This window comes from Capillimicrobium parvum, assembly GCF_021172045.1.
Lineage (GTDB): Bacteria > Actinomycetota > Thermoleophilia > Solirubrobacterales > Solirubrobacteraceae > Capillimicrobium > Capillimicrobium parvum.
Window position 1 is genome coordinate 3,264,377 of record NZ_CP087164.1, and the last position, 23,407, is coordinate 3,287,783.

The following is a 23,407-nucleotide window of genomic DNA, read 5'->3' on the forward strand; positions in this document are numbered from 1 at the left end:
GGGAACGTGCCGCGTCATCGCCCCAACCTCACCCATCCGTCCAGACGCGGCGGGGCCCGGGCCAACACCGCCGTCTCTCACCCAAATGCCTCAACACCACACCACCGGCCGCACCGCGATCGACCTCCACGAACCGCTGCTACGCGCCAGCGACGTCGCCGCCCTGCTCGGCATCCCCCGCTCCAGCGTCTACGACTACGCCCGCCGCCACCACGACCCGCTGCCGTCGCTGACCATCGGACGCCACCGCCGTTTCTATCGCTCAGCGATCGAAACCTGGCTCGCATCACGGGCGGACTGACGGCGCGGACTCTTGATCCGAGCCGAAGGCATCGCCCGACGCCACCACGTGCGTCGGTCGAGTCGCCTACGGCTGGAAGCTACGCGCGCTCGCCGGCACGGAGGCGATCAAGGTATGCCGGGTCATAGAGGCCATCGAAGACACCGAGCGCGGCATCGACATCGTGCCGGACCCGGCGAATGACGACCCTGCCGGGTCCATCTACTTCGATCGTCACGTCGTCACCGGCCCGCAACCCTGAAGCCTTGAGGCTGTCAGCGGGCAGCGTCACCCGATGAGTGCTGGAGATCCTCGGCATGTCTGCCCATCGTATGGGCCTCGCGCAGCCACTCTAGAAGCCAGGTAGCAATGCGTGATCGCGTTCCCAAAGTCTCAGATCTGCCCATATTTCCGAAACTTTGATCTACAGTGGCGGCGTGTCGCGAGCCGACCGCAAGCAGCAGCTCTTCGAGGACATCGTGCGCCTCCGCCGCGCCGAGCGCACGTGCTCGGCGCCTCGTGACATCGTCACGGTCCGCTCCCACCTCGAGCAGGAGCTCGGTGACAGCGTCTCTCGATCGCTGGCGGCGCGGTTGCTCGGAGTCAGCCACACGGGGTTGCAACGGTGGATCGACGCGGGAGACGTGCCGGTGGTCCTCACCAGGAGCGGACGGCAGGAGGTGCCGATCTCGGCGCTCGTCGATCTGTACGAGTCGACCGAGACCGTGCGCAGTTCGGGCCGGCGACGCCTGCACGTGATGGAGCCGACCCTCGTCGCGGCCAGGACGAGAGCATCCACGCTCGACGCCAGCAAGCTCCTGTCTCCGACTGACATGGCCTCTGCGGATCCGCACGACCGGGCCGAGCGTCGCAGCCGCGCGTACCACGCCGCCGTCGCCCGGACCCTCCGCCGCGACACCGTGCGCGACGCTCTGCACCAGCTCTGGCGCTGGAACGAGGAGGGCAAGATCGATCCTCGGTACGCCGAGGAATGGGAGACAGTGCTCGGCCGTCCGATCCCCGAGATCAAGCAGGTGCTCACCGAGGACAGCCAGTGGGCACGCGACCTGCGCCAGAACTCGCCGTTCGCCGGCGCCCTCTCCGAGCCCGAGCGGCGCAAGATCTTCGACACCATCCGGTAGCTGTGCGGCGGGCGGCGGTCGATCACGTCGTCGCCGCCGCCGCGCCGTTCGCGACCAGGCGCCCAGCCGTCAGATCAGCAGGTATCGCAGACGCTGGTCATCCGCTGCCGTCACCCGGATGAGCTCGTAGATTCGATCGCCGAATTCCCCGGCATCGTCGAGCGCGGCTTTTCGGCGCTCGGGGTCCTCGAACTCGGCGAGGAGCTCCGGTTGTGGACGCTGCACCGCCTCTAGGAACGCCTCGTAGTGCTCCTCGAGCTTGTGGACGAGACCGCCAGCTTCGCGGCCGCGGTCTGCCAAGCCGCGTATGCGCTCTCGCGGCGTCTGCGCGCAGAGCGCGAGCACGGCGGCCTCGGTGACCGGCGCTGTCCGAGACGTCAACACGGCGACCATGGAGAAGCACGTCAGCAGCCGACTGATCTTCAGCTTGTAGTTCTTCAGCGCGCTATCGGCCTTCTTGGCGCGTAGCGCGTCGCCTTCGAGGCGGCGAAGCTTGAGCCGCTTGTGCTCGTAGTTGAGCGTCAGCGTTCGCCAGAAGCGCAGGATGTCGTTCGTCAGGAACACCGGCACGAACGTGTCGGGGTGGTCGGCGAAGTCGCGGAAGTAGAAGCTGACGACGCGCTGCAGCAGTCGGTCGTATACGTCGGCGGCGAAGACCGGGCGGCTCTCGAGCAGCAGGAGCATCCGCGCCGTAAAGGCGTTGATCGAGTCGTCGGCCGGACTCCCAAGGACTTCTTCCATGCGTTCGACGTAATGGACCTCGAGGTACTGGCCGTCGCCGGTGAAGGGCGGAAAGTCCATCTGCTCCGTCGCCTCGACGACGGCAGCCGCCAGCCGCACGAAGACCGTGAACGGGAAGGCGCCGTCGAGCTCGGCGTCGCACAGGAAGAAGAGGTCGATGTCCGACGCCGCTCCAGCTTCCAGCCGGCCGTAGCTGCCGGTTGCGTAGACGCAGAGGGGGCGGTCGCCCACCGCTCCGATGAGCGGCTCGAGACGACCGGTCAGCTCCGCGAGGCGTCTGAGCGAGTACTCTCGACGAGCATCCTCCACGTCGCGAGCATAGATCCCCACGCCGTCGTCATCGCGTCCGAAACGCCAGCGACGATGCGCTCTCATGCCTGACCACGCTCGTCCCGATCTGTACATCTCCGCCGACGTTGAAACCGACGGACCGGTCCCTGGCGTGTACTCGCTGCTCTCGTTCGGGATGTACGTCGTCGGGACTTTCGACGGCGAACGCCTGCGCCGGCCACACGCTCCACTCACGCTCTACCGCGAGCTTCGCCCGATCTCCGAGACGTTTCAGCCCGAGGCGCTCGAGGTCAACGGCCTGAACCGCGACCGGCTGGTCGCCGAGGGGGCGGACCCGGTCACAGCCATGGAAGATGCGGCCGCGTGGGTGGCCGATGTCGCCAACGGTCATCGTCCGGTCCTGGTCGCGTATCCGGTCGCCTTCGACTGGTCGTTCATGTACTGGTACTTCGAGCGATTCTGTCCGACGGGCTCGCCGTTCGGCCACTCTTCGTGTCTCGACATTCGCACGCTCTACCAAGCGCAGGCGGGCACGGTCTTCGATCTCTCAAGCAAGCGCCACATGCCTGCAGAACTTCTGCCCGAGGCGCCACATACGCACAATGCGCTTGATGACGCCATCGAGCAGGGCGAGCTCTTCGCGAACCTGTTTGCTTGGGCGCTCCGGCGCCGCGATGGCGCTCCAACCCTCAGCTCGACCGCGCCCTCGTGGATGGCGCGACGCGTCGTCCCGCTCGCGTAGCGGCCGCTCACGCGGCGCAACGCGACGAGCTGCGCCACCCATCAGATGACACATCCTGATCGGTTAGTTGCGTCCGCAAGCGTGTTCTCTAGCGTGTTCTCCAGATGCCCGTGTTCTCTAGCGTGTTCCCGAATCGGGCACTTTGAGCCGCTACCGATTTGGCTTAAACAAGCCCCATGCGATCGTTTCCTACGCAACCATACGGCCCTTAGGCCGCTCCGGAGCAAGAGGTCACAGGTTCGAATCCTGTCTGGCGCGCTGGCGATTTGCGTGCATTCCTCGGCCTTTCGTCCAGAGCACCTGGCGCCACTGACCTCGACCAGCGCGCGCCGGATGTCTGCCACGTGTCGATTCAAAACCTCCACCTAGCGGGCAGCCCAAGGCTCGTCGATGCGACCCTGCAGACGCCAGCGATACAACACGTGCCGCGCCTCGTCGACCATCGGCCGGCGCAGGCGCCGAGCGACCGCGCGGTGGTAGGCACGGCTGCGCGCGGTCGCGCGATCATGCCCACCCGCCTCATCAGCGAGGCCCTCGACCCGGAGGCGTTTCGCCGCTTCGCGCCGGCGCGCCATCGTCGGCGACAGTGGATGCCGGCGCGGCCGCTGTGCGCGGTCGGCGTCGACGGATTCTCGAAGGTCCAGCAGCGCTGGGACCGGCACTTCGACGCGGCCCGACTTGGAGGGGACGACCGGCAGGTCACCGCCCCTGATCCAGCGCTCCAGCGCGGTGTGGCTGACGCCGAGCGCCCTGGCAGCCAACCGGCGCGACATTGTCTCGCCCAGCTTCGCCTCAAGTGCCGGGCGCACGGCTGTGATGTCCTGGTTGCCGGGCAGGCACGGCCAGCGCGGCGGAGCCGCAAGGATGTTCTCGAACAGTTCCAGCTTGCGGTCGACGACACCCAATTGACCGTTCAGGCTTTCGCCGGAGTTGCCCAAGGGCGGAAACTGGACACTCGCTAACCCACCAGGCCGCTCACGAGCGGTACGCCGAACGTCAGCCACGCCCGGCGCGCATTGCCGAATAGCCGCACCGTCGTCTTCCCGTCCGCCGGGCATGGCCAACTCGGGCCGCTGTGCGCCCACAACCTGCTCGCGGACGTCATCGAGCGCGGCACGATCGCCGGGCTCGCTGTGTCGTGCGCGCAGACGGCGGTCGAGCAGCCCTCGACCCCTCGCGCTGAGGGCTCGGGGCGGCCCGGCGTTGACGCCCCGTCGCGCCGACGGGTACCGTCGCGTCTCCGCGCCGAACCGTGACAGACGCGGCGCCCGTGACAGGGAGTCCGGCAGTGGGAACCGAGTCCGTCGCGCAACTGCAGTCCGGAGAGGGAGCCGAGCGAGGCCGCGCGGCGCGCCAGGTCGCCCAGCGCTCCTCCCACGCCGAGTGGCAGGCGGCTGCGGACCGGCGCGATCCCGTCGACGTCCTCGCGGCGCAGGCGGCCACGCGGGTGCCGGACCTCGTGCCCATCCGCTACGGCCGGATGCTTGTGTCGCCGTTCGCGTTCTTCCGCGGCGCGGCCGCTGTGATGGCCGCCGATCTCGCGGCCACGCCGGCCACCGGCATCTTCGCCCAGGTGTGCGGCGACGCGCACATCGCCAACTTCGGCGGGTTCGCGGCCCCCGACCGGCGGCTCGTGTTCGGACCCAACGACTTCGACGAGACGCTTCCCGGCCCCTGGGAGTGGGACGTCAAGCGGATGGCCGCGAGCGTCGAGATCGCCGGGCGCGACATCGGGCTCGCCCGGCGCCGTCGAGCGCGGATCGTGAGCGAGACGGTGCGCCAGTATCGCGAGGCGATGCGGTCATTCGCCGCGCACAGCCATCTGGACGTCTGGTATGAGCGTCTGAACGCCAGCGAGCTCGTCGACCGCTTCGGGGGCGAGGTCGGGGCGAACGGCCGGATCCTCTTTGAGCGCACGCTCGCAAAGGCCCGGCGCAAGACGAGCGTGCGCGCGGTCAAGAAGCTCACCGAGCGGGTCGATGGCGCGCTGTGCTTCCGCAGCGTCCCGCCGCTGCTGTCGCCGCTGCGCGAGCTGCGCCGCGACCCGGCAACCGGTCCGGAGACCGACTACATCCGGACGTTGGTCGACCAGTACGCCGCCGGCCTCGACAACGACCGCCGGTACCTGTTCGGCACGTACAAGTTCGTGGACATGGCGCGCAAGGTGGTCGGGGTCGGCAGCGTCGGCACGCGCGCGTGGGTCCTGCTGTTCGTCGGGCGCGGCGGCCGGGATCCGCTCGTGCTCCAGGCCAAGGAGGCGCAGGCCTCGGTGCTCGAGCCATATGTCGGACGCAGCGGATACAGCAACCACGGCCAGCGGGTCGTCGAGGGTCAGCGCCTGTCCTCCGCGATGAGTGACGTCTTCCTCAACTGGCAGCGCAGCGTCGGGCTCGACGGGCTCGAACACGACTTCTACGTGCGCCAGCTCTGGGACTGGAAGGCGTCGGCCGACCTCTCGCGGATGGACGAGCCTGGACTCCTGGCGTACTGCCGGGCCTGCGGCTGGTCGCTCGCGCGGTCGCATGCGCGCTCCGGCGACCGGCTTGCCATCGCCGCATATCTCGGACGCGGCTCGCAGTTCGACGATGCCGTCACGCGCTTCAGTGCCGCCTACGCCGACCGCAACGAACTCGACCATCAGCGGCTGGTGGAGGCCGTCGCCGCCGGTGAGATCGAGGCGCGGCACGGCGTGTGACGGAGCCGCGCCGAGTGCTCGCCTCCATCGCCGCCCGGGCGCGCTCCCTGCTGCCGGGCCGGCGCGACGCACGCCGCGACGCGATCGCCGGCCTGCCCGCGGCGATCAGCAGCGTGCCCGACGGCATGGCGGCCAGTGTCCTCGCCGGAGTCAACCCGATCCACGGGCTGTATGCGTGCGTCGCCGGGCCGGTCGCGGGCGGCCTGACGGCCGGCACGCAGCGCATGATGATCACGACGACGAGCGCGGCGGCGCTCGCCGCCGGGTCAGCCCTGCAGGGCGTTCCGGCCGGGCAGCGCGACGATGCAGTCCTGCTGCTGACGCTCCTGGCCGGGCTCGTCATGGTGGGCGCGGGGATCGCCCGGCTCGGCCGCTACACCCGGTTCGTCTCTCACTCGGTGATGATGGGGTTCCTCACCGGCGTGGCGGTCAACATCGTGCTCGGGCAGATCCCGCATCTGCTCGGGGCGCCAGCGGACGGCGACACGGCGATCGAGAAGGCGCTCCACGTGCTCACGCATCCCGGCGGCGTGGAGCTCTCCTCCGCCGCCTGCGGTGCGAGCGCGATCCTCATCCTGCTGGGCCTGGCGCGGACGCCGCTGCGTCCGGTGGGCGCGCTGTTCGCGCTCGCCATGCCGACGCTGGCGATCGTGCTGCTCGGCGTCGACTCCGTCGCCCAGGTCAGCGACATCGGTGCGATCCCGGCGGGCCTGCCCAGCCCGGCCCTCCCCAACCTGGGGACGCTGAACGCCGACCTCGCGATCGGCGCCTTTTCGATCGCCGCGATCGTGCTCGTGCAGGGCGCAGGCGTTCGGCAGTCGGCGCCGAACCTCGACGCCTCGCGCTCGCGGATCAACACCGACTTCATCGCCCAGGGGGTCGGCAACCTCGCGGCGGGGCTGCTGCGAGGCCAGCCGGTCGGCGGGTCAGTCGGCACGACCGCGCTCTCGGTGGCCGCCGGCGCTCGCACGCGCTGGGCGGCGATCTTCGCCGGGGCCTGGATGGCGGTCATCCTGATCGCGTTCTCCGGCCAGATCGGAAAGGTCGTCCTGCCCACGCTCGCCGCGATCCTGATCTTTGCCGGGGTGGGCTCCATCCGCCACGGCCAGCTCGTGACGATCGCGCGCGCCGGCGGGGTGGGCCGCGTCGCCGTCGTCACGACGTTCGTCGCCACGCTCGCCCTGCCGATCGCCGCGGCGGTCGGCGTCGGCGTCGCCCTGTCGCTGGTGCTGCAGCTCAACCAGGAGGCGAGCGACCTGCGCGTCGTGTCCCTCGTGCCGACCGACGACGGCGGCCTGCGCGAGGGCCCTGCCCCCACCGCGCTTCAGCCCCGGAGCGTCGCGCTGCTCGAGATCTACGGCAGCCTGCTGTTCGCGGGCGCGCGCACGCTGGAGGCGCGACTGCCGGACGTAGCCGACGCGACCCGCGCAGCGGTCGTGCTGCGCCTGCGGGGCCGGGTGAACCTCGGGACGACGTTCCTGGTGGTAGTGCTCGAGTACCAAGAGCAGCTGGCGGCGGCCGGCGGCCGGCTGTTCCTCAGCGGGGTCGACGCGAGCCTGCTCGACCAGCTGCGCCGGGCGCGCGCCGCCGACGTCGAGGGAGCGGGCATCCAGGCGTTCGTCGCCACCGAAGTCCTGGGCGAGTCCACGCTGGACGGGTACCGCGCGGCGCAGGCGTGGGCGTCGGAGGTTTCGCCGGACGCGGAGCCAGCGTCCGGTTGTTAGAGGCACTCGTCGCGGAGCACCGTGCAGGCCCAGACGATCAGGGCGTTGACAGGCGCTCTGCGGCACGGGCCGCGACTCGGGCCGTTCAGCTGGCGGTGCGCGGAAGACACGCGACCTGGTCGTGTCGCGGCACGGACGAGCGGCCACCGTCGGGACCACGCCAATTCGGTGTTTGCTGGCGCACTCGTCAATCGACCCTGCTCTCTGTGCTCGCGCAGCCAGCGCTCGAGCGCGCGTCGCTTCAGGACACCAGCGGCAGGTCAGGCGGCTCGCGGTCCGGATCGACCGGCGTGCGCCGTTCCGGCTTGAGCAGCAGGCGCAGCGCATCGATGACGTTCCCGCGAGCCTCCTGGCGCGTGCGGCCCTGGCTGATGGCGCCCAGCACCTCCTCGACCTGGGCGCTCAACTGGTTGGTCTCAGGCCGGAAAGGGAGTACTGTGGATGATGCAGTCGACCCTGCGGGCAGGACTTCAGCCTCGGAGCCGAAAGCCACCGAAGCACACTTGTGCCGAGGCGCGGACCTTGAGGCAATGATCGAGACCCGCGGGGTTGGTTGCTTGTTTCACGCGGCGGGTCTCGTTCCCTCTTCCTCTCGCGCGACGCCCCCCAGAGGGTCGGGAGGTCTTGGCAATGCAGACGACGCGCAGCGCGGACGAAGCGCCCCGCCCACAGTCCGCGCGTCCGACCATGTCCGCGGTGCCCCAGCGCTCGGCTCGCCGTGCGACCGCGCGTCGCGCCAGCCACCGCCGCGCCACCGCGCGTAAGCGCAAGGACGACATCGAAGCGCGCATCGTCGAATACCTCAGGGGCCAACCGCACAGCACCACCGGTGGCATGGCCAAACGATTGAACGCCGACCGCGGCACGATCGCCGCCGGCGTGTCGCACATGGTTCGGGCCGGCGAGATCACGACGGAACTCCCCATTCGCCGGCGCGCTGTCTGAACCCGGGCACGCAGGATCCTCGACGCCCGCCAATAGCGCACTGCGCGCCCGACGGCGAAGTACCCGCACTTCGCTCCGCGCGCGAGCGATGCCGAACGGGTGGCCGCCCCGAACATCGACGAGCTCGGCGGCGTCGTCGCCCCCCGCGCATCGATGCATTCTGGGCGGCGTCAGCCGACGGTCTGTTCGAGGGGGATCTCGGCGGTGATGCGGGTGCCGTGGCCCGCGGGGCTGGTGATCCGCAGTCGGCCATGCAGTGCCTCGACGCGGTCGGCGATGCCACGCAGGCCTGTGCCGACGGCGGGGTCGGCGCCCCCCACGCCGTCGTCGGCAACGTCGACCACGATGAAATCGCCTCCGGCGCGCACGGCGACGCTGACCGCCGACGCGGCGGCGTACTTGGCGACGTTGGTGACGCTCTCAGCGACGATGTAGTACGCCGCCGCTTCCACCCGCCCCGGGAGCCTGTCGTCCGGCATGTCGGACACCTCGATCGGCACCAGCGACCTGCTCGCCAGTCCCTCAACCGCCGCTCTGAGTCCGCGCTCAGTCAGCACGGCCGGGTGGATGCCGCGTGCGAGCTCGCGCAGCTCGCCCAGCGCGTCACTGAGCTGCTGCCGCGCCTCGGCGAGCAGATCGCGAGCAGTGCCGTTGTCGGCGGCCAGCCGCGACTCGATCAACCGCAGGTAGACGGCCAGGGTCACGAGCCGCTGCTGAGCGCCGTCGTGCAGATTGCGCTCCAGGCGCCGGCGCTCGGCATCGCCAGCCTCGACGATCCGCGACCGCGACGACGCGAGCTTCTCGTATGCATCGGCGTTCGCCATCGCCTGGGCCACGAGCTCAGCGAACGCGCAGAGTCGTTCCTCGACGCCCACCGGCAGGTCGGCTGGGTCGCGCGCAGAGACGACGAGCACACCCCAGATCCGCCCACCGACGTGCACCGGTGCGGCGACCGAGGCGCGGAACCCCATGCCGCGCAGGCGCGCGGCGAGTTCCCCCTCGACGCCCTCGTAGCTCTCCAGGCGTTCCGGCTCTCCAGTCCGCAGGACGCGCGCCACCACGGTGTCGCTGTCGAGCGGCACACGCGCGCCGACGGGCAGTCCCTGGAAGTCGCGCTCCGCCGTCCAACCTCCGACGATCGTCACGTGCGCCTGATCTTCGTAGCGCACGACGCGGGCGCTCGGCACCGAGAGCAACTGCCCGACCTCGGTCGTCACCTGTTCGAAGACGGCGCTCGGCAGCGCTTCGGCCGCCACGAGCGTCGCGATCCGCCGCAATGCCATCTGCTCATCGGCCAGCCGCCGGGTGGCGCGCTCGCTCGCGACCAACTGCTGCTCGGCCTTCTCGCGCCTCAAGATGTCCTGCCGCAAGGCTTCACCGGCGCCTTCTCGCTCCGCGGTGAGCGCGGCCAGGACCAACGACGTGAGTGCGGCGGTGACCATGAACAGCTGGGTGGACAGCAGGCTGTCGGTGATCGACTCGCGGACGAACGGGCCGGCGTTGTGCGCGGTGTTCCAGACCGTCAACGACGTGGCGATGAGAACGGCGGCCGACGCTCCCGGCGGCCCGAACCGCAGCGCCGCCCAGATCAACGCCGGGAAGACGGCATACGGCACGTCGCGTTGGGACGGCAGCTCTGCGAGCAGCACGAGAGCGATGAGCAGCACCGCGCCTTCGAGCAGCCGGGGTCGCGTGGTACGCCACGGCCAGCTGCGCGCCCAGGTCAGGATCGCCGGTGTGACGACGAGCGCCCCCGAGAAGTCCGAGAACCACCACGTCCGCCATACCTCACCCACCTGGCCGGCAGGAATGATGTCGCCGAAGCGCAGCGACGCCGTGCCGAAACAGGCGCTGATCAGTGCGCCGACGGCCGCGGCGGCGATCAGGGCGAACACGTCGCGGACGCGATCCATCCGGACGCCGGCGCCGGCCAGGTGACGCAGCAGCAGAGCGCCGGCCAGCACCTCCAACGTGTTGCCCGCCGTCTGTCCGATGACCGTGCCCAGCGGCGACGACAAATCAGCGACCAGCAGGTCGCCCAGGACCACCCCGGGCCACAGGCGCGGCCCGAAGAGCACGAGCGCGGCCATGCCCACACCGACCGGCGGCCAGAGCGCCGTCACCGCGCCGTCGAGGTAGGCCAGTCGGAGCCCGATCTTCGCTGCCGCGTAGTAGGCGCCGCCCAAGAGCACGACGCCGACCACATAGCTCGCCGCGCGACCCGCGACCGTCGCCCGCCAAGCCGTCAACCGCGGGTCGGTCATATGACGGGGGATGGTGGAGAGGCTGGACATCAGAACCACCGACCGCCGGTAGGCGGTCCTCTCATCCTCTCTGAATCGCCAAGCCGTGAGAAGATCGCCGTGGACCCACCCCCAGCTTGGTGGAGTCAGGTGCACGGCGGATCGGCCTGCGCGCGTGGGAAGCGAGCCGCGACTACCGAGTGGCGCCCGCGACGGCCAGGCCGATCGCCACCCCATCCTCGGCGACGGCAACGACCGGGTCGGGCACATGCTTGTCGAACCCGGCGCGCACGTCATGACCGAGCCGAGCGGACACCGCGGCGACGCCGGCGCCGATCGCGGCGGCGTGGACCCACGGTGCGTTGCGCGTGCGCGCGTGCAGCGCCGCGGCGAGCGCCCCCAGCACCAGACGGCTGGTGAACGCCGGCGGCTCCAGGCGGCTGGGAGTCGACGCAAGCTTGTCGGCCACGAGCTCGCCCGCGGCGGCCGCCACCGTCAGGCGTCGATTCCACCTGTGGCGAAAGACCCGAGGCAGGCCCGGCTCCTCGAGCACCATCACGCTCGCGACGCCCAACTGGCTTCGCAGGCCCGTGGCGGCGCCGAGCAACGCGCTGGCGAACGCCACGCTTTGCCAGGTCGCGCGCCGACGACCGCGAATCAGAAAGGCCCTCTTCACGACCCATACGGCGCTGCTCAAGCTGGCCATGCGGACCATTCAATACGGGTCGGGCGCCCGAGGCAACGTGCAGCGTCGAGCGCGATCCTGCTCGATCTCCCGCAGCCGGCGTGCCGGCGCACCCGACCTCGCGGCCGTGACGCGGCGCGCGGACGCGTGCGCGTTGACATTCTCGCCGCCGGCCGCCCTGATGTCTGCGATACTCGCGCCCGTCCGACGGCTTCCGGAAGGGGCGACGATGGCGGAGTCCGGCACGAACGCGATCAAGGCGGTGCGGGCACAGTTCCCCGTCCTCTTCAACGCGGGCAAGTTCGACGAGCTGGGGCAGTGGTTCTACGCCGAGGATGCGGTCGCCTTGCCGCCCGGCCGAGATCCCATCGAGGGCCGCGCGGCGATCTGCAGCTACTTCGACGAGCTGTGGAGGAACGCCGGGCTACGGTTCGACCTGGATGTCATCCAGACCGTGGCCGGCGATGACATGGGGTACCTGATCGGCACGTATGTCGCGCACATGGGAGATCAGAGCGCTCCCGGCGTGACGCACGAGGCCTACCGGCTCCAGTCGGACGGGTCGTGGAAGTGCACCGTCGACATGTGGCACAACTCGGTGGAGTAGGAGCTCCGCGCAGGCCTGGCACGGGTGACGGAGGCTCCGGATGGCCGAGATGATCGCCACCCGACGCGGTGACTTCCTCATCGAGCAGCGCGGGCCGACCGACGCCCCGGCCATCGTGCTGGTGGCCGGCCTCGGCGACGACCACGACTCCTGGGCGGGTCCGGCGGCAGTTCTCGCGCGGTCGCACCGCGTGATCACGTTCGACAACCGGGGGATCGGACGCAGCCCGATTCCCCCCGGCCCGTACTCGACCGCCGAGATGGCCGAGGACGTACACGGTCTGGTGTCGGAGCTCGGGCTCGGGCGCGTCAACGCCGCCGGATCGTCGATGGGTGGCGCGATCTGCCAGGAATGGGTGCTGGCGTATCCGGACGACGTCGATCGCCTCGTGCTGAGCAACACCTGGGCCGAGCGCGACCGCTGGCTCACCGGTCTGTTGGAGCACTGGATCGAGCTCGCGGGCCGGGGCTCGGGGCGCGACCTGCTCTTCCAGCTTGCCCTGTTCTGCTTCTCCGCCGACCATCTGACAGACCACCCGCAGACGATCGACGAGTTCCTGGACGCGCCCCTTCCCAGCCTCGACGGCTTCCGGGCGGCCGCGCGCGCCTGCCAGCGCCACGAGGCGCTGGATCGCCTGGCGAGCCTCAGGACGCCCACGCTGATCATCGGCGGAGAGCACGACATCCTCACCCGGCCGACGCTGTCACAGCGGCTGGCGCAGACCATCCCCGCGGCGGAGCTCCGCTGGCTGCCGACCGGCCACATGACGTTCTGGGAGCAGCCTGACGCCTGGACGACAGCGGTGCGCGAGTTCCTCGCCGCCCGTCCGTGAGACGGAGGTCACAGGTGCGAACCCTGTCGGGCGCGCTCGGGATGTCCGAGCCATACCCGGTCATGGGCGGCGGGGCGCGATTCCGATCAATGCGTTCGGTCGCGAGCGCCGGAGAACCGCATGGCCACGACGGTTCCCGTCCCCAAGGAGGGGGGCGAGATCTCGACGTCGTCGCTCAGGGTCACGATCAGGGGAAGGCCGAGCCCGAGGCCGGGGCTGTCCGAGCGTGGTGCCATGCCGTCGCCGTCATCGCTGACGGTCACGCTGACCGCTGTGCCGTTGCGCTCGGCGACGACACGGAACGCCTTGCGGTCCGGGCTCCGGTCGCCTGTCCGGTACGCGTGGACAACAGCGTTGTTGCATGCCTCGGACACCGCCTGGGCGATGTCGCCGATCATCCGGTTCTGGCCGAGGAACTGCTCACGAAGCCATCCGGTCAGCACCCGCCGCGCCTGAGTGGCGCTGGCCGGCTCAGCGGCGAAGCTGCGGTCGAGTCCGCGGGCGCCGTCGGTGAGCGTCCCGACCTCAAGGGTCATCGCGGTTCCCTGTCCTGTCCAGAGCGGGCTTGTCCCAGCGCGCCTGTCCGATCCAAGGGCGAGCGCGCCGCCCGCCGCAGGAACGATCTTCCGATTCCCGCTGTGGCATGAGCGCGCGGGTTCATCTCCCGCCCGCTGACGGGCACGTCGTCGGTCGGGCGCCCGTGACGGCCGCACTGGCCATGCAGGCGTGCCGCCTCCCGAGGTCGCGCCGGCGCTGTCTCGCGCTGTCCAGCATCGCACTGCCTCCCTCCGTCCGCCCAGCTGTCGGTGCCGGGCCGACGCCGTTGATCCGGCGGGCTGCGTGCCCGCCGGCCTGATGTCTGCCCGGAGCCCCGATGCCCCGCCGCCGCCATCGCCTCGGTCAGTAGGCGATCACGGCGGCGGGGACCGCAGGACTCCGTCGCTTCCCCGTTGCAGCTCAGCGGCCTCCGGCGCCGGTGCCGGCGGATGGTCGGTGTCGCGGCCCGGCTCGAGCCCGGAGCGCTGCCGCTGCCCACGTGGTCGGTCGCGCCGGGTCTCGGCGCTGTGCAGGTGCTGCGCTGTGCGCATTGCGCGTTTCACCAGGCCTGCCCGGCGCTCGGCCTGCTCAGAGCTCGTCGGCGGTCCCCCAACCTGGTCCTGGCGAAGTCGCGCGCGAGCGGCCCTCGCGACCTGGCGCAGGACACGGAGATGCTGATCGCTCACTGGATGCCTTCGACAGCGCGAGCGCCCGACGAGGCGCGCTCGTTCACTGACCGGTCCAGGTCCATGGCGCCGCGCCGGCTGACCCGCCATGTCCGGCCGCCCCGGCCGTCACGGCGGCCGCTGGAACCTGCGTGGCCTGCGTGGCCATACCGCCGGCGATGACGCGCAGGTGCGTTCGCGGCTCGGCCTCGGACGCGCACACGGTGTCGCAGTGCCAGCAGGAACTCTCCTGACGGGCCAGCGGTGCCTGGCACGACCGGCACAGGCGTGGGAAGTGGCGTCTGCGCATGGCTCAGCGCTCCTCGGTCTTCATGGGCGCGGCACGTGATGTCCGCGGCATCGAACTGCGTATGACAGACGGCTCTTCCGTCGCTGGGACGAAACTGTCCGTGAGATCCGCTGCTCGGCTTGGCCGCGGTGCTCTGCGCGAAGTCGCTTCGCAGGAGCGAAAAAAGACCTGCTCGTTTCAGTGTACTCCCTGGCTCCCAACTCACGGTGGGTTGGACCCCGACGAGCAAGCGGGCGCGCCGCGCGACTGCCCGACGGGATCTCGTGCCAATCGGCACTAGAATAGTCCTACACGGCCCCTTTCACCGCTTCCGCGAAGCACTCGCGCTGCACCGCCGGCCAAAGCCGAACGGCGACCTCACGGACAGTTTCGTCCCCGAGGCGACGAGGGAGCCACCTCAACGAGGAGCACGAGCTCCGCCGACGCGATGCCGTGCCTGGAAAGGTCGCTCATGCAGACCAAGCCTCCCATCGACCCGACCGGCGACCCATCGCCGATCGTCCCCACGAGATCGGCAGACCCGAACGTCGAGCGCGAGAACCGCCGTTCGGAGCGAGAGGGACGCCGCAACGCCTCCGCGGAACACCCCGGCGTGATGATTCCCAGCCGCCGCAAGCGAATCCCGCTCGAGGCGCCGCTGATGCGCATGGTTGCCACTGGCGGGATCGTCGGCATCGCTGTCGTCATCGGCGCGATCATGGTCTCCCAGGACGCGGCCGGATGGATCACCGGGCTCGTGGTGGGGCTCGTCTCGGTCGTGCTCGCCGCCGTGCTGTGGTCGTCCCGACAGCTCTGAAAGCCGTCGCCCTGCAAGATCGAGGAGGATCAGCGGCCCGAGGACTCGTTCAATGCCACGGCGGCGCGAATGAGCGCCTGAAACGCCTTCTCGTCGATCTCCTCGCCCTCATGGAAGTCGATGGCGCGCCTGGTGTTGCCTTCGAGGCTGGAGTTGAAGAGGTCTGACGGGTCCTCCAACGAGGCGCCCTTGGCGAACGTCACCTTCACGACGCTCTTGTACGACTCGCCGGTGCAGACCATTCCGGCGTGGTACCACACCGGAACCCCTCGCCACTTCCACTCCTCGACGATGTCCGGGTCGGCCTGCTTGATGAGCGCTCGGATCCGGGCGAGGGTGTCACCACGCCAATCACCCAGCTCACGGATCCTCGCGTCGATCAGCTGGGAGGGCGAGTCAGTCGTTCCCTCCGTCGAATCTTTCCTCTTCATGACTGTCGCCTCCTCGTGGACGCTGTCGCGAGATCGTCACAGTAGCCCGCCGCTCCACCCGACCGTCGTGGACGACAGCGTCTCCCCCGGCTGCAGTATGCCGGTGATCCTCGGCCGCGCCCCTGCCACCGGGAGGCCGATCGCGAGGTCGCGTTGCTGTCGCGCATCCCGCCGCCGATCGCGTTCGCCGCCGTGACGGTCACCCGGATGCGCCGGCCGAGGTCGTGTGCGCTCAGGTCGTACTCGAGGTCGTCCAACTCCGGAGAACGGGCTCGCCGAAAAGCGTTAGGGTTCCAGGCCAGGAAAGAGGAGCCCGATGACAGGATTCAAGAACACCCTTTGCATCGCGGGGGCCACCATCGTCATGCTCGGCGCCGCCTCCGGCGCCGCGCACGCAGCGCCGCCGCCGATTGCGCCCCAGGGCGACGACGTCGGCTACCTCCAGTTCGCCGCCGTCGCGGAGCGCGTGAACCTCACCTACCTGCGCGACATGCGCGACGCGCGCTGGCTGCGGCCGGCCGAGCGCGCGCTCGTCGTCAAGGCGATCGCCGCGAAGCGCAGCACGACGATGCAGCTCGAGCTCGAGCTCGCGCTCGGCGCCGACGCGCCCCAGCCCGGCGGCTACGTCGCCGTCTTCCCGAAGAACGCCCTGCGCACCCGCCACGGCGGGCTCGAGCGCGGCGTCGGCCTGCAGCGGCTGATCGTCCAGACGCTCGTCGGCGGCGCGCCGTTCGTCGCCGACCCCGGCACACGGCTGCTGCTCACGCGCGTGGTCTCGGCCGACACCGCTCAGCTCTCGATGCTGCACCGGCTGACCGGCGACAGGACCGTGGGCGGACTGCCGGCCGGCGTCGACCTCGACGTCGCCGGTCAACTGCTCGACCGCTACCTGTCCCAGCCGGACGCCCCCGACCAGGAGAACCTCCCATGACCCGCCGCACGAAGATGCTGTGCGCGGCGCTCGCCACCGGGACCGCCGTCGTGGCGTTCGCGGCACCCGCCCAGGCCCTGACCGTCTATGCGGCCTCCTCGCTGCGCGACGCCGTCCCCGAGATCCAGCGCAACGCGACGTTCAACTTCGCCGGGTCCAACACCCTGCAGGCCCAGATCGAGCGCGGCGCCCCCGCCGACGTGTTCGCCTCGGCCAGCCCCCAGGAAGCCCAGGCGCTGTTCCGCGAGGGCCGCTGCTCGCGGCCCGTCACCTTCGCGACGAACACCCTCGTGCTGCTCATCTCGAAGGGCAACCCGGGCAAGGTGCGCTCGGTCTACACCCTGCGCGAGGGCGGCCGGCGGCTGGCCGTCGGCACGCCGGGCGTGCCGATCGGCGACTACACGCGCAACCTCCTGGCCCGCATGCGCCTGTCGAGCATCCTGAGCTCGAACACGGTCAGCCAGGAGACGAACGTCGCGAACATCACCGCGAAGGTCGCGCTCGGGTCCGCCGACGCCGGGTTCGCGTACATCACCGACGGCCGCTCCGCGAAGGATCGCGTCTCGATCCTGACGCTCCCGCGCTGGGCTCAGCCGCCGGTGCGCTACCAGATGTGCGTCGTCCAGCGCGACGGCGCCGACAGCGCCGGGGCGCACCGGTTCATCGGCCAGGCCCGCTCCAACCGGGGCCGCGCGGTCCTGCGCTCGGCCGGGTTCGGGGTGCCGCCGCGCGGATGAGGCGACACACGCTCGGCGAGCGGGCCGGAGGCGCGGTGCTGGCCCTCGCGGTCGGCATCGCGCTCGCGTTCCTGGCGATCCCGCTCGTCGCGCTGTTCACCGAGGTCCCGCTCGGCCAGGTTCCGAGCCTCCTGCGCGACCCCGCCGTGCGCGACGCCATCGCGGTGACCGCCCGCACGAACGCGATCGCCAACGTGCTCATCATCGCCTTCGGGACCCCGACGGCCTGGGTGCTCGCCAGCCGGCGCTTCCCGGGCCGCTCGCTCGTGGTCACGCTCACCGAGCTCCCGCTGGTGCTGCCGCCCGCGGTGGCCGGCATCGCGCTGCTCGCCGCGTTCGGGGCCGGCGGGCTGCTCGGGTCCGACCTCGCGGACGCGGGCATCGTCCTGCCGTTCACCGAGTGGGCGGTCGTGCTCGCCGTCGTGTTCGTCGCCAGCCCGTTCTACCTGCGTCAGGCGATCGCGGCGTTCGAGAGCGTCGACCCGGGCCTGATCGACACCGCGCGCACGCTCGGCGCGGGGCCCGCGCGGCGCTTCGCCCGCGTCGTCCTGCCGCTCGCCGCCGGCGGGCTGGTCGCCGGCTGGGTGCTCGCGTTCGCCCGCGGCGTCGGCGAGTTCGGCGCCACCATCGTGTTCGCCGGCAACGTGCGCGGCGAGACGCAGACGATGACCCTGGCGATCTACGAGCAGCTCGAGACGAACTTCGACGTCGCCCTCGCCCTGGGCATCCTGATGGTGGTCCTCAGCGCCGCCGTGCTGCTCGCATACAAGATGATCGTGTCATGGCGACGCTCGACTTCGAGCTCCACGTCCCGCTTCGCGACTTCTCCGTCGACGTCGGTCTGACCGTCGGGCGGGAGACGGTCGCCGTCGTGGGACCGTCCGGCGCCGGCAAGTCGACGGTCCTGCGCGGCCTGTCCGGGCTCGTGACGCCGAGCCGGGGCCACGTTCGCGTGGGCGATGCGACGTGGTTCGATGCCGACCGGCGCGTCGACGTCGCGCCGGAACGCCGGTCGGTCGGGCTCGTGCCCCAGGACTACGCGCTGTTCCCGCACATGACGGTGCGCAAGAACGTCTCGTTCGGGGCCCGGCGCGACATCGACGAGCTGCTCGACCGGCTGCGCATCCGCGGCCTGGCCGGCGAGCACCCTGCGCGCCTGTCGGGCGGCGAGCGCCAGCGGGTGGCGCTGGCCCGTGCGCTGGCCCGCGACCCCGACGTCCTCCTGCTCGACGAACCGCTCTCCGCGCTCGATGCCGCGACCCGGCGGGCCGTCCGCGACGAGCTCGGAGAGGTCCTTCACGCCGCCGGCGTCCCGACCATCGTCGTCACCCACGACTTCGACGAGGCCGCCACGCTCGGCGACCGCCTGGCCGTCATGGTCGCCGGGCGCTTCGTGCAGATCGGGACGCCCGCGCACCTCGCCGCCGACCCCGCCGACGAGTTCGTCGTCGAGTTCCTCGGCGGCCGGGTGCTCCACGGGCACGCCGAGCCGGCCGGCGGCGGCGCGCAGGTGCGCCTGGACGGCGGCGGGCTGGTGGTCCTGCCGGCCAGGAGCGTCTCGGGTCCGGTCCGCCTCGCCGTCTACCCGTGGGACCTGCGGCCGGTCGCCGGCGACGCCGGCCCCGACGAGCCGGTCGTCGCGCGCGGCCAGGTCAGCGCCGTGTCGTCGACCCGGGGACGCGTCCACACGCGGGTCGGCGAGCTCGCCGCCGAGTGCGAGGAGGCCGATGCGGCGGCGCTGGCGGTCGGCGACCGCGCGTCGCTGCTGCTCACCGGCACGCCGGTCCTGCTCGCCGCGTCAGCGGCGAACGGCCGCAGCGCCGACGTCGTAGCCGCCGAGCGCGCCGAGGCGGCCGGCGAACCCACGTGAGGCGATCGTGTCGAGCAGCGGCTCGACCGCCGGATGCTCCGCCCACGCCTCGGCGACCCACAGCTCGACCTCGTGCTCCTCGAGGGCGGTGAAGTCCAGGGCGAAGACGCGCGCCGCCGTCTCCATGGTCACCGCCGCCGCATCGAGCGCGAGCGCCTTGCGCGCCGCGTCGACATGGCCGCCGGCCCGGGCCACGACCTTGGCCGTCGCGTCGCCGAGCGCGCGGTCGAGCGCCTGCTGGCTGGCGGCGCCGGCGTCGCGCCCGACCACACCGAGCCGGCCGGCCGAGATCTGGTCGAGCGGGCTGGCGCGGCGCCGGCCGGCAACCCCCAGGCCGACCTGCCAGCGGGCGAACCCGTAGCGGCGCACGGCCACCGGCGGAGCGGGCAGCGCGTCGCGCCGGCCATGGACGACCGCCGCGTGACAGTGGCCGGCCGCCAGGGCGCGGACGGCCTCGCCCGTCGGGGCCGACAGCGGCGTGACCGCGTGCCCGCCCCGGCGCTCGAGCAGCGCCTCGACGATCGCCAGCGCCGGATCGCAGCCCACCACGACGAGCCGGTCGAGGTCGACCTCGGCGTGCAGCTCGATCGCGCCGTCGTGCCAGCGGCCGTCGAACGTCGCCCAGCCGCCGGCGCTCACCGGGACGTCGGCGGGGGCGCCCGCCACCAGCCGCGCCCCGACGCGCCCGATGCGGAGCGCGGCGCCGTCCTCGGGCGGAGCGCCGACGATCGCCGGCGCGTCGCCGGGCGCGCCGAAGAGCTCCTCCACCGTGCCGCCGAGCACGCGCGCGAGGGCCAGCGCCGCGGTGACCGACGGGGCGTGCCGGCCGGTCTCGATCGCGGCGATCGCCTGCCGGCTGACGCCCGTGCGCTCCGCGAGCGCCGCCTGGGTCAGCCCGGCCCGCGTCCGGGCGCGCCGCAGCCGCTCGGAGTCCCTCACGTCGCCGGCATCGCGCTTCATGGCGTGCCTCCCTGTATCGGGGTCATCCGCAGCACGAACGGGAAGTCGCCGTAGTCGACGACGATCCGCCAGCGGCCGCTCGCGCGCACCACCGTCCGCCCGTCCGCCGCGGCGGTGCGGAAGAGCTTGATCGCCCGGCCCCGGCCGCCGGGCGGCTCGAGGCGCGCGACGAACGGCGTCTCCTGCGCGAAGTCGAGGTCCGGGTTCTCGGGAGCGATCTGCTGGAAGCGGACCTCGTAACGGCCGTCGAGTGCGACCGGTCCCTTCTCCGCAGGCGACGCCTCGCCGCGGACGACGATCTCACCGGGGCGGCGCTGCTCCTGGGCCAGCGGCGCGCGCGCCGACTCGTTCGTCGGTGGCGCCGGGGCGCTCGAGGCGCCGCCGCCGCAACCGGCGAGCAGGACGGGCAGGACGAGCAACAGCAGCCACGCGCGCTTCACCTGCGTCACGGTAGCCGGTCGGCGACAGGAAACCGGCATCGCCGACCAGCATGCAAGAGCGTGCCCGGTCAGCCGGCCGCGGGCGCCCCGACCTTGCCCAGGAAGTCGAGCACGCGCCGCCACGCGTCCGCCGACGCCTCCGCGTGCTCGTCGAACGCGCGATCGAAGAACGAGTGCGGCGCGCCGGGGTAGGAGACGATCTCGTGCGGGACGCCGTTGCGCGTGAGCGCCGCGTCGAACTTCTCGATGTCCGCCGGCGGGATGTGGTCGTCGGCGCCGCCGAACAGCGCGAGCAGCGGGGTGCGGATCTGGTCGGCGTGGCGCAGCGGCGCCGGGAAGTCGGGCGAGTCGATCCCGAAGCGCCCCGGGTCGAGCGTCCCGTAGAAGCTGACGACAGCGTCGAGGCCGAGCTCGGGGTTGGCGCCGGCCAGGTCGGACTGCGCGCCCCCGAAGCAGAAGCCGAGCGTGACGAAGCTCGTCGCGCCGGTGCGTTCGGCGAGCGCGTCGCGTGCGGCGGCGATGTCGGCCTGCACCTGCGCGGGCGTCGTCTGCATCGTGTGCGGCATGTAGTCGAACTCGTCGTCGCGCTCCGCGTCGCCGGCGGTGCGGCCGAAGTAGTCGATGGCGAGCGCGTGGTAGCCGGCGGTGACGAACCGCTCCGCGAGGTCTACGTAGAACCGGTACAGGCCCCGCACGTCGGGCAGGATGATCACGGCCGGCCCGCCGATCGGGTCGGGGCACTCGGCAAGCGCGGCGGCGAACGGCGTGCCGTCGGCGCTGTGCAGCGTCAACCGCTCAGCGGCGGCGCCGCCGGCCAGGCGCGGAATCACCCGATCCTCGGGCACGCGGGGCGGCAGGGCGTCGAACTCGAAGCACATCGCGGGGATCTCCTCGTGAGGTTGCTCCGGCAACGTACTTCGCGACGCGCCGGGAGGTCGTCCGGGGTGCGAGGACTCGCCCCTGGTGGGTGCGACGTGATAGGACGGGTGCCCCCAACCGCGAGGAGGCCGCGATGGCCGGCCGGTACCAGGCGACGGTGACGATCGACCGCCCCATCGAGGCGGTGTTCGACTGGCTCGCCGCCGGGGTCAACGACCGCACGTTCAGCCCGCGCGTGCAGGAGATCGCCCAGGCGACCGACGGACCCGTCGGGCCGGGCACCGTGTTCCGCAGCACGGTCAAGGACGCCGGCATGACGACGAAGCGCGAGTTCGCCTACACGGCGTTCGAACGTCCGGTCCGGCTGCGGTGGACCGAGCGGTCCAAGAACCTCGTCACCGTGCCTGACGGCGGCTACGACCTCGTGCGCGCCGGAGACGGGGCCACGCGGCTGACGGTGTTCAACACGTTCGAGGGCCACGGGCTCGGCAAGCTGTTCGCTCCGCTCGCGCTGAGGGCCGCGCGCAGGACCGCGGACGACTTCGCCGGCGCCATCAAGCGGGCCGTCGAGGAGCACGTTCCCGCGGACGCCGCGCCACCGGGCAGCGCCTCCTGACCGGCCCGGTCAGGCGAGTCCGTCAGCGACCGCGCGCCCGCTCGCTCAGCGCGTGCGCCAGCCGTTCCTCGGCGCGCTGCGCCTCGCGCTCGAGCTCGCGCAGGCGCCCCGGCCGCGTCGGCCGGCCGCCGTACTCCTTCGCGCGGTACAGGTCGGCGCGCTCGCGGCGGTGGCGCGCGTCGGCCCGCAGCTGCTCGAGCGCCGCGTCATCCACGAGATGGCGCTCCAGCGTCACCCACGGGCGCGCGGGCGCGACGCCCGCGGCTCGCGCGGGGGGGCCGCGGCGCGGCGGTCGGCGGCGTCCTGCTTGAGCTGATCCTGCGCCGCCTTGTACTTCTCGCTCATCTCGGCGGGCGTCTGGCGCTTGCTGGGGGAAGAGAACCTCGGCGGTGTGGCCACGTGTCGCTCCTGAAACCGCCTCCGGGGAATAGGGCCACGCGGTGGGAGGAGGCAAAGCACCAGAACGTGACTATCAGCATTTGAGGCTAGCGCAGCGCCCGGCGGAGTCCACGCTGCGGGCCGGGTGGCGAGGGGGTCACAGACCCGCCGGGTGCCGGACGGCGAAGCCGGAGCTCGAGCGGGCGGCCGGGCGCCACCGCGGCCCGCTCTCCCCCGCGCCCGATGTGTCGAAGCGCAGGCCCGCCACCACCATGTAGGCGTGGCCGCCGTGCCCGTACACGGAGATCCAGGAGCCCGGGCCGGCGTCGCCCCAGCGCGCGAGCGCGCCCGAGACGAGCGGCACGTCCAGCAGCCCCGCACCGTGCAGCGCATAGCTGACCGCTCCCGAGCAGTCGTAGCCGCGGTCCTCCCAGCGCTGATGGCCGCCGCCCCAGACGTAGGGCGTTCTGGTGATCCGGTTCGCCGCCGCGACGACCGCTACGACCTCGGGCGGGGCGCCCGCCGGGGCGACCGCCGTCCGGCCGTCCGCCGCGAGGGTCGCCGTGTCCGTGGGGACGGGCGCGACGCGCGCCTGCCCGCCGGTCGTAGCCGGGCCGGGCTCGATCAGCGAGCGCAGGGTGCGTGCCTCGGCCACGCTCAGGCGCGCGTCGGCCACGCCGTCGTGGCCCTGCTCGAAGCGCAGCACGCTGCGGGCCGTCCGCCGTCCGAACGTGCCGTCGACCCGCGTGGAGATCCCGATGTGCGTGAGCCAGCTCTGCAGCACCCGGACGTCGTGACCGCGCATGCCGACGTGCAGGGGCCGCTCGCCGAAGGACGCCGAGGCGGCGCTCGGGACGGCGAGGACGGCGCCGGCGGCCAGGGCAGCCGCCAGCGAGCGCGCGCGGACGCGCGCGATGGACGCAGGCATGA

At 71.8% G+C, this 23,407-nt stretch carries 27 protein-coding genes; 14 read left to right on the plus strand and 13 right to left on the minus strand.

The window, feature by feature from the left end:
- The first annotated feature begins 85 nt into the window (after positions 1–85).
- A complete protein-coding gene (locus tag DSM104329_RS15950; RefSeq protein ID WP_259310835.1) occupies positions 86–301 on the plus strand; it encodes a helix-turn-helix domain-containing protein in 216 nt (71 codons plus the stop codon).
- A gap of 79 nt (positions 302–380) precedes the next feature.
- On the opposite strand, the gene DSM104329_RS15955 is transcribed toward DSM104329_RS15950, so the two are convergent.
- Complete coding sequence (locus DSM104329_RS15955; protein ID WP_259310836.1) at positions 381–599, minus strand: AbrB/MazE/SpoVT family DNA-binding domain-containing protein; 219 nt, start codon at positions 597–599, stop codon at positions 381–383.
- A 118-nt stretch (positions 600–717) separates the two neighbouring features.
- Here DSM104329_RS15955 and DSM104329_RS15960 point away from each other — a divergent pair, with 118 nt between their 5' ends.
- Positions 718–1,422, plus strand: a complete 705-nt coding sequence (locus DSM104329_RS15960) for a MerR family transcriptional regulator (RefSeq protein ID WP_259310837.1) — start codon at positions 718–720, stop codon at positions 1,420–1,422.
- Between the two features lie 69 nt (positions 1,423–1,491).
- Here DSM104329_RS15960 and DSM104329_RS15965 read toward each other — a convergent pair whose 3' ends face one another.
- The gene (locus DSM104329_RS15965; protein ID WP_326924441.1) at positions 1,492–2,568 is read right to left on the minus strand and encodes a DUF294 nucleotidyltransferase-like domain-containing protein; all 1,077 of its coding nucleotides are present in this window, start codon (positions 2,566–2,568) and stop codon (positions 1,492–1,494) included.
- On the opposite strand from DSM104329_RS15965, the gene DSM104329_RS15970 reads away from it, so the two are divergent.
- Complete coding sequence (locus DSM104329_RS15970) at positions 2,537–3,196, plus strand: 3'-5' exonuclease family protein (RefSeq protein ID WP_259310838.1); 660 nt, start codon at positions 2,537–2,539, stop codon at positions 3,194–3,196. The two genes, DSM104329_RS15965 and DSM104329_RS15970, sit on opposite strands and share 32 nt — an antisense overlap.
- Positions 3,197–3,561: 365 nt before the next feature.
- Here DSM104329_RS15970 and DSM104329_RS15975 read toward each other — a convergent pair whose 3' ends face one another.
- The gene (locus DSM104329_RS15975) at positions 3,562–4,134 is read right to left on the minus strand and encodes a hypothetical protein (protein WP_259310839.1); all 573 of its coding nucleotides are present in this window, start codon (positions 4,132–4,134) and stop codon (positions 3,562–3,564) included.
- 350 nt (positions 4,135–4,484) lie between these two features.
- Here DSM104329_RS15975 and DSM104329_RS15980 point away from each other — a divergent pair, with 350 nt between their 5' ends.
- On the plus strand, positions 4,485–5,891 hold the full coding sequence (locus DSM104329_RS15980) for a DUF2252 domain-containing protein (RefSeq protein ID WP_259310840.1): 1,407 nt from the start codon (positions 4,485–4,487) through the stop codon (positions 5,889–5,891).
- A 14-nt stretch (positions 5,892–5,905) separates the two neighbouring features.
- Positions 5,906–7,615, plus strand: coding sequence for a SulP family inorganic anion transporter (locus DSM104329_RS15985; protein ID WP_259310841.1), 1,710 nt, complete (start codon positions 5,906–5,908; stop codon positions 7,613–7,615).
- Positions 7,616–7,856: 241 nt separating this feature from the next.
- Here DSM104329_RS15985 and DSM104329_RS15990 read toward each other — a convergent pair whose 3' ends face one another.
- The gene (locus tag DSM104329_RS15990; protein ID WP_259310842.1) at positions 7,857–8,021 is read right to left on the minus strand and encodes a type II toxin-antitoxin system HicB family antitoxin; all 165 of its coding nucleotides are present in this window, start codon (positions 8,019–8,021) and stop codon (positions 7,857–7,859) included.
- 290 nt (positions 8,022–8,311) lie between these two features.
- Here DSM104329_RS15990 and DSM104329_RS15995 point away from each other — a divergent pair, with 290 nt between their 5' ends.
- On the plus strand, positions 8,312–8,560 hold the full coding sequence (locus tag DSM104329_RS15995; protein ID WP_259310843.1) for a hypothetical protein: 249 nt from the start codon (positions 8,312–8,314) through the stop codon (positions 8,558–8,560).
- A 170-nt stretch (positions 8,561–8,730) separates the two neighbouring features.
- On the opposite strand, the gene DSM104329_RS16000 is transcribed toward DSM104329_RS15995, so the two are convergent.
- Together DSM104329_RS16000 and DSM104329_RS16005 are read right to left on the minus strand one after the other, a co-directional pair.
- Positions 8,731–10,854 carry an MASE1 domain-containing protein gene (locus DSM104329_RS16000; RefSeq protein ID WP_259310844.1) on the minus strand — a complete coding sequence of 708 codons (2,124 nt, stop codon included), beginning with the start codon at positions 10,852–10,854 and terminating at the stop codon, positions 8,731–8,733.
- A 142-nt stretch (positions 10,855–10,996) separates the two neighbouring features.
- Entirely contained in the window at positions 10,997–11,509 is a 513-nt protein-coding gene (locus tag DSM104329_RS16005) for a hypothetical protein (protein ID WP_259310845.1), read from the minus strand.
- Positions 11,510–11,717: 208 nt separating this feature from the next.
- On the opposite strand from DSM104329_RS16005, the gene DSM104329_RS16010 reads away from it, so the two are divergent.
- Both DSM104329_RS16010 and DSM104329_RS16015 read left to right on the plus strand, forming a co-directional pair.
- Positions 11,718–12,095, plus strand: coding sequence for a YybH family protein (locus DSM104329_RS16010; protein ID WP_259310846.1), 378 nt, complete (start codon positions 11,718–11,720; stop codon positions 12,093–12,095).
- Between the two features lie 49 nt (positions 12,096–12,144).
- Positions 12,145–12,927, plus strand: coding sequence for an alpha/beta fold hydrolase (locus tag DSM104329_RS16015; protein WP_259310847.1), 783 nt, complete (start codon positions 12,145–12,147; stop codon positions 12,925–12,927).
- 86 nt (positions 12,928–13,013) lie between these two features.
- Here DSM104329_RS16015 and DSM104329_RS16020 read toward each other — a convergent pair whose 3' ends face one another.
- Complete coding sequence (locus tag DSM104329_RS16020) at positions 13,014–13,463, minus strand: ATP-binding protein (RefSeq protein WP_259310848.1); 450 nt, start codon at positions 13,461–13,463, stop codon at positions 13,014–13,016.
- Between the two features lie 1,427 nt (positions 13,464–14,890).
- Here DSM104329_RS16020 and DSM104329_RS16025 point away from each other — a divergent pair.
- Positions 14,891–15,235, plus strand: coding sequence for a hypothetical protein (locus tag DSM104329_RS16025; protein ID WP_259310849.1), 345 nt, complete (start codon positions 14,891–14,893; stop codon positions 15,233–15,235).
- A gap of 29 nt (positions 15,236–15,264) precedes the next feature.
- Here DSM104329_RS16025 and DSM104329_RS16030 read toward each other — a convergent pair whose 3' ends face one another.
- Positions 15,265–15,666, minus strand: a complete 402-nt coding sequence (locus DSM104329_RS16030; protein WP_259310850.1) for a DUF1801 domain-containing protein — start codon at positions 15,664–15,666, stop codon at positions 15,265–15,267.
- Positions 15,667–15,982: 316 nt separating this feature from the next.
- Here DSM104329_RS16030 and DSM104329_RS16035 point away from each other — a divergent pair, with 316 nt between their 5' ends.
- Genes DSM104329_RS16035 through DSM104329_RS16050 form a run of 4 tightly spaced genes read left to right on the plus strand, consistent with a single transcriptional unit; the run spans position 15,983 to position 19,204 of the window.
- Positions 15,983–16,597 carry a hypothetical protein gene (locus DSM104329_RS16035; protein WP_259310851.1) on the plus strand — a complete coding sequence of 205 codons (615 nt, stop codon included), beginning with the start codon at positions 15,983–15,985 and terminating at the stop codon, positions 16,595–16,597.
- Positions 16,594–17,334 carry a molybdate ABC transporter substrate-binding protein gene (gene modA, locus DSM104329_RS16040; protein ID WP_259310852.1) on the plus strand — a complete coding sequence of 247 codons (741 nt, stop codon included), beginning with the start codon at positions 16,594–16,596 and terminating at the stop codon, positions 17,332–17,334. Before DSM104329_RS16035 ends, modA begins: the two co-directional genes overlap by 4 nt.
- Positions 17,331–18,179 carry an ABC transporter permease gene (locus DSM104329_RS16045; protein WP_259310853.1) on the plus strand — a complete coding sequence of 283 codons (849 nt, stop codon included), beginning with the start codon at positions 17,331–17,333 and terminating at the stop codon, positions 18,177–18,179. The genes modA and DSM104329_RS16045 overlap by 4 nt, the downstream gene beginning before the upstream one ends.
- On the plus strand, positions 18,116–19,204 hold the full coding sequence (locus DSM104329_RS16050; protein ID WP_259310854.1) for an ABC transporter ATP-binding protein: 1,089 nt from the start codon (positions 18,116–18,118) through the stop codon (positions 19,202–19,204). The genes DSM104329_RS16045 and DSM104329_RS16050 overlap by 64 nt, the downstream gene beginning before the upstream one ends.
- Here the strand turns inward: DSM104329_RS16050 and DSM104329_RS16055 are convergent.
- From DSM104329_RS16055 to DSM104329_RS16065, 3 genes are all read right to left on the minus strand, one after another.
- A complete protein-coding gene (locus DSM104329_RS16055; RefSeq protein ID WP_259310855.1) occupies positions 19,133–20,164 on the minus strand; it encodes a helix-turn-helix domain-containing protein in 1,032 nt (343 codons plus the stop codon). The genes DSM104329_RS16050 and DSM104329_RS16055 overlap by 72 nt on opposite strands.
- Positions 20,161–20,604 carry a hypothetical protein gene (locus tag DSM104329_RS16060; RefSeq protein WP_259310856.1) on the minus strand — a complete coding sequence of 148 codons (444 nt, stop codon included), beginning with the start codon at positions 20,602–20,604 and terminating at the stop codon, positions 20,161–20,163. Before DSM104329_RS16060 ends, DSM104329_RS16055 begins: the two co-directional genes overlap by 4 nt.
- Positions 20,605–20,672: 68 nt before the next feature.
- Entirely contained in the window at positions 20,673–21,482 is an 810-nt protein-coding gene (locus tag DSM104329_RS16065; RefSeq protein ID WP_259310857.1) for a dienelactone hydrolase family protein, read from the minus strand.
- Between the two features lie 134 nt (positions 21,483–21,616).
- On the opposite strand from DSM104329_RS16065, the gene DSM104329_RS16070 reads away from it, so the two are divergent.
- Entirely contained in the window at positions 21,617–22,099 is a 483-nt protein-coding gene (locus DSM104329_RS16070) for an SRPBCC family protein (protein WP_259310858.1), read from the plus strand.
- Positions 22,100–22,121: 22 nt separating this feature from the next.
- On the opposite strand, the gene DSM104329_RS16075 is transcribed toward DSM104329_RS16070, so the two are convergent.
- The gene (locus DSM104329_RS16075) at positions 22,122–22,313 is read right to left on the minus strand and encodes a hypothetical protein (protein WP_259310859.1); all 192 of its coding nucleotides are present in this window, start codon (positions 22,311–22,313) and stop codon (positions 22,122–22,124) included.
- Between the two features lie 321 nt (positions 22,314–22,634).
- The gene (locus DSM104329_RS16080; RefSeq protein WP_259310860.1) at positions 22,635–23,405 is read right to left on the minus strand and encodes a C40 family peptidase; all 771 of its coding nucleotides are present in this window, start codon (positions 23,403–23,405) and stop codon (positions 22,635–22,637) included.
- Positions 23,406–23,407 lie beyond the last annotated feature (2 nt).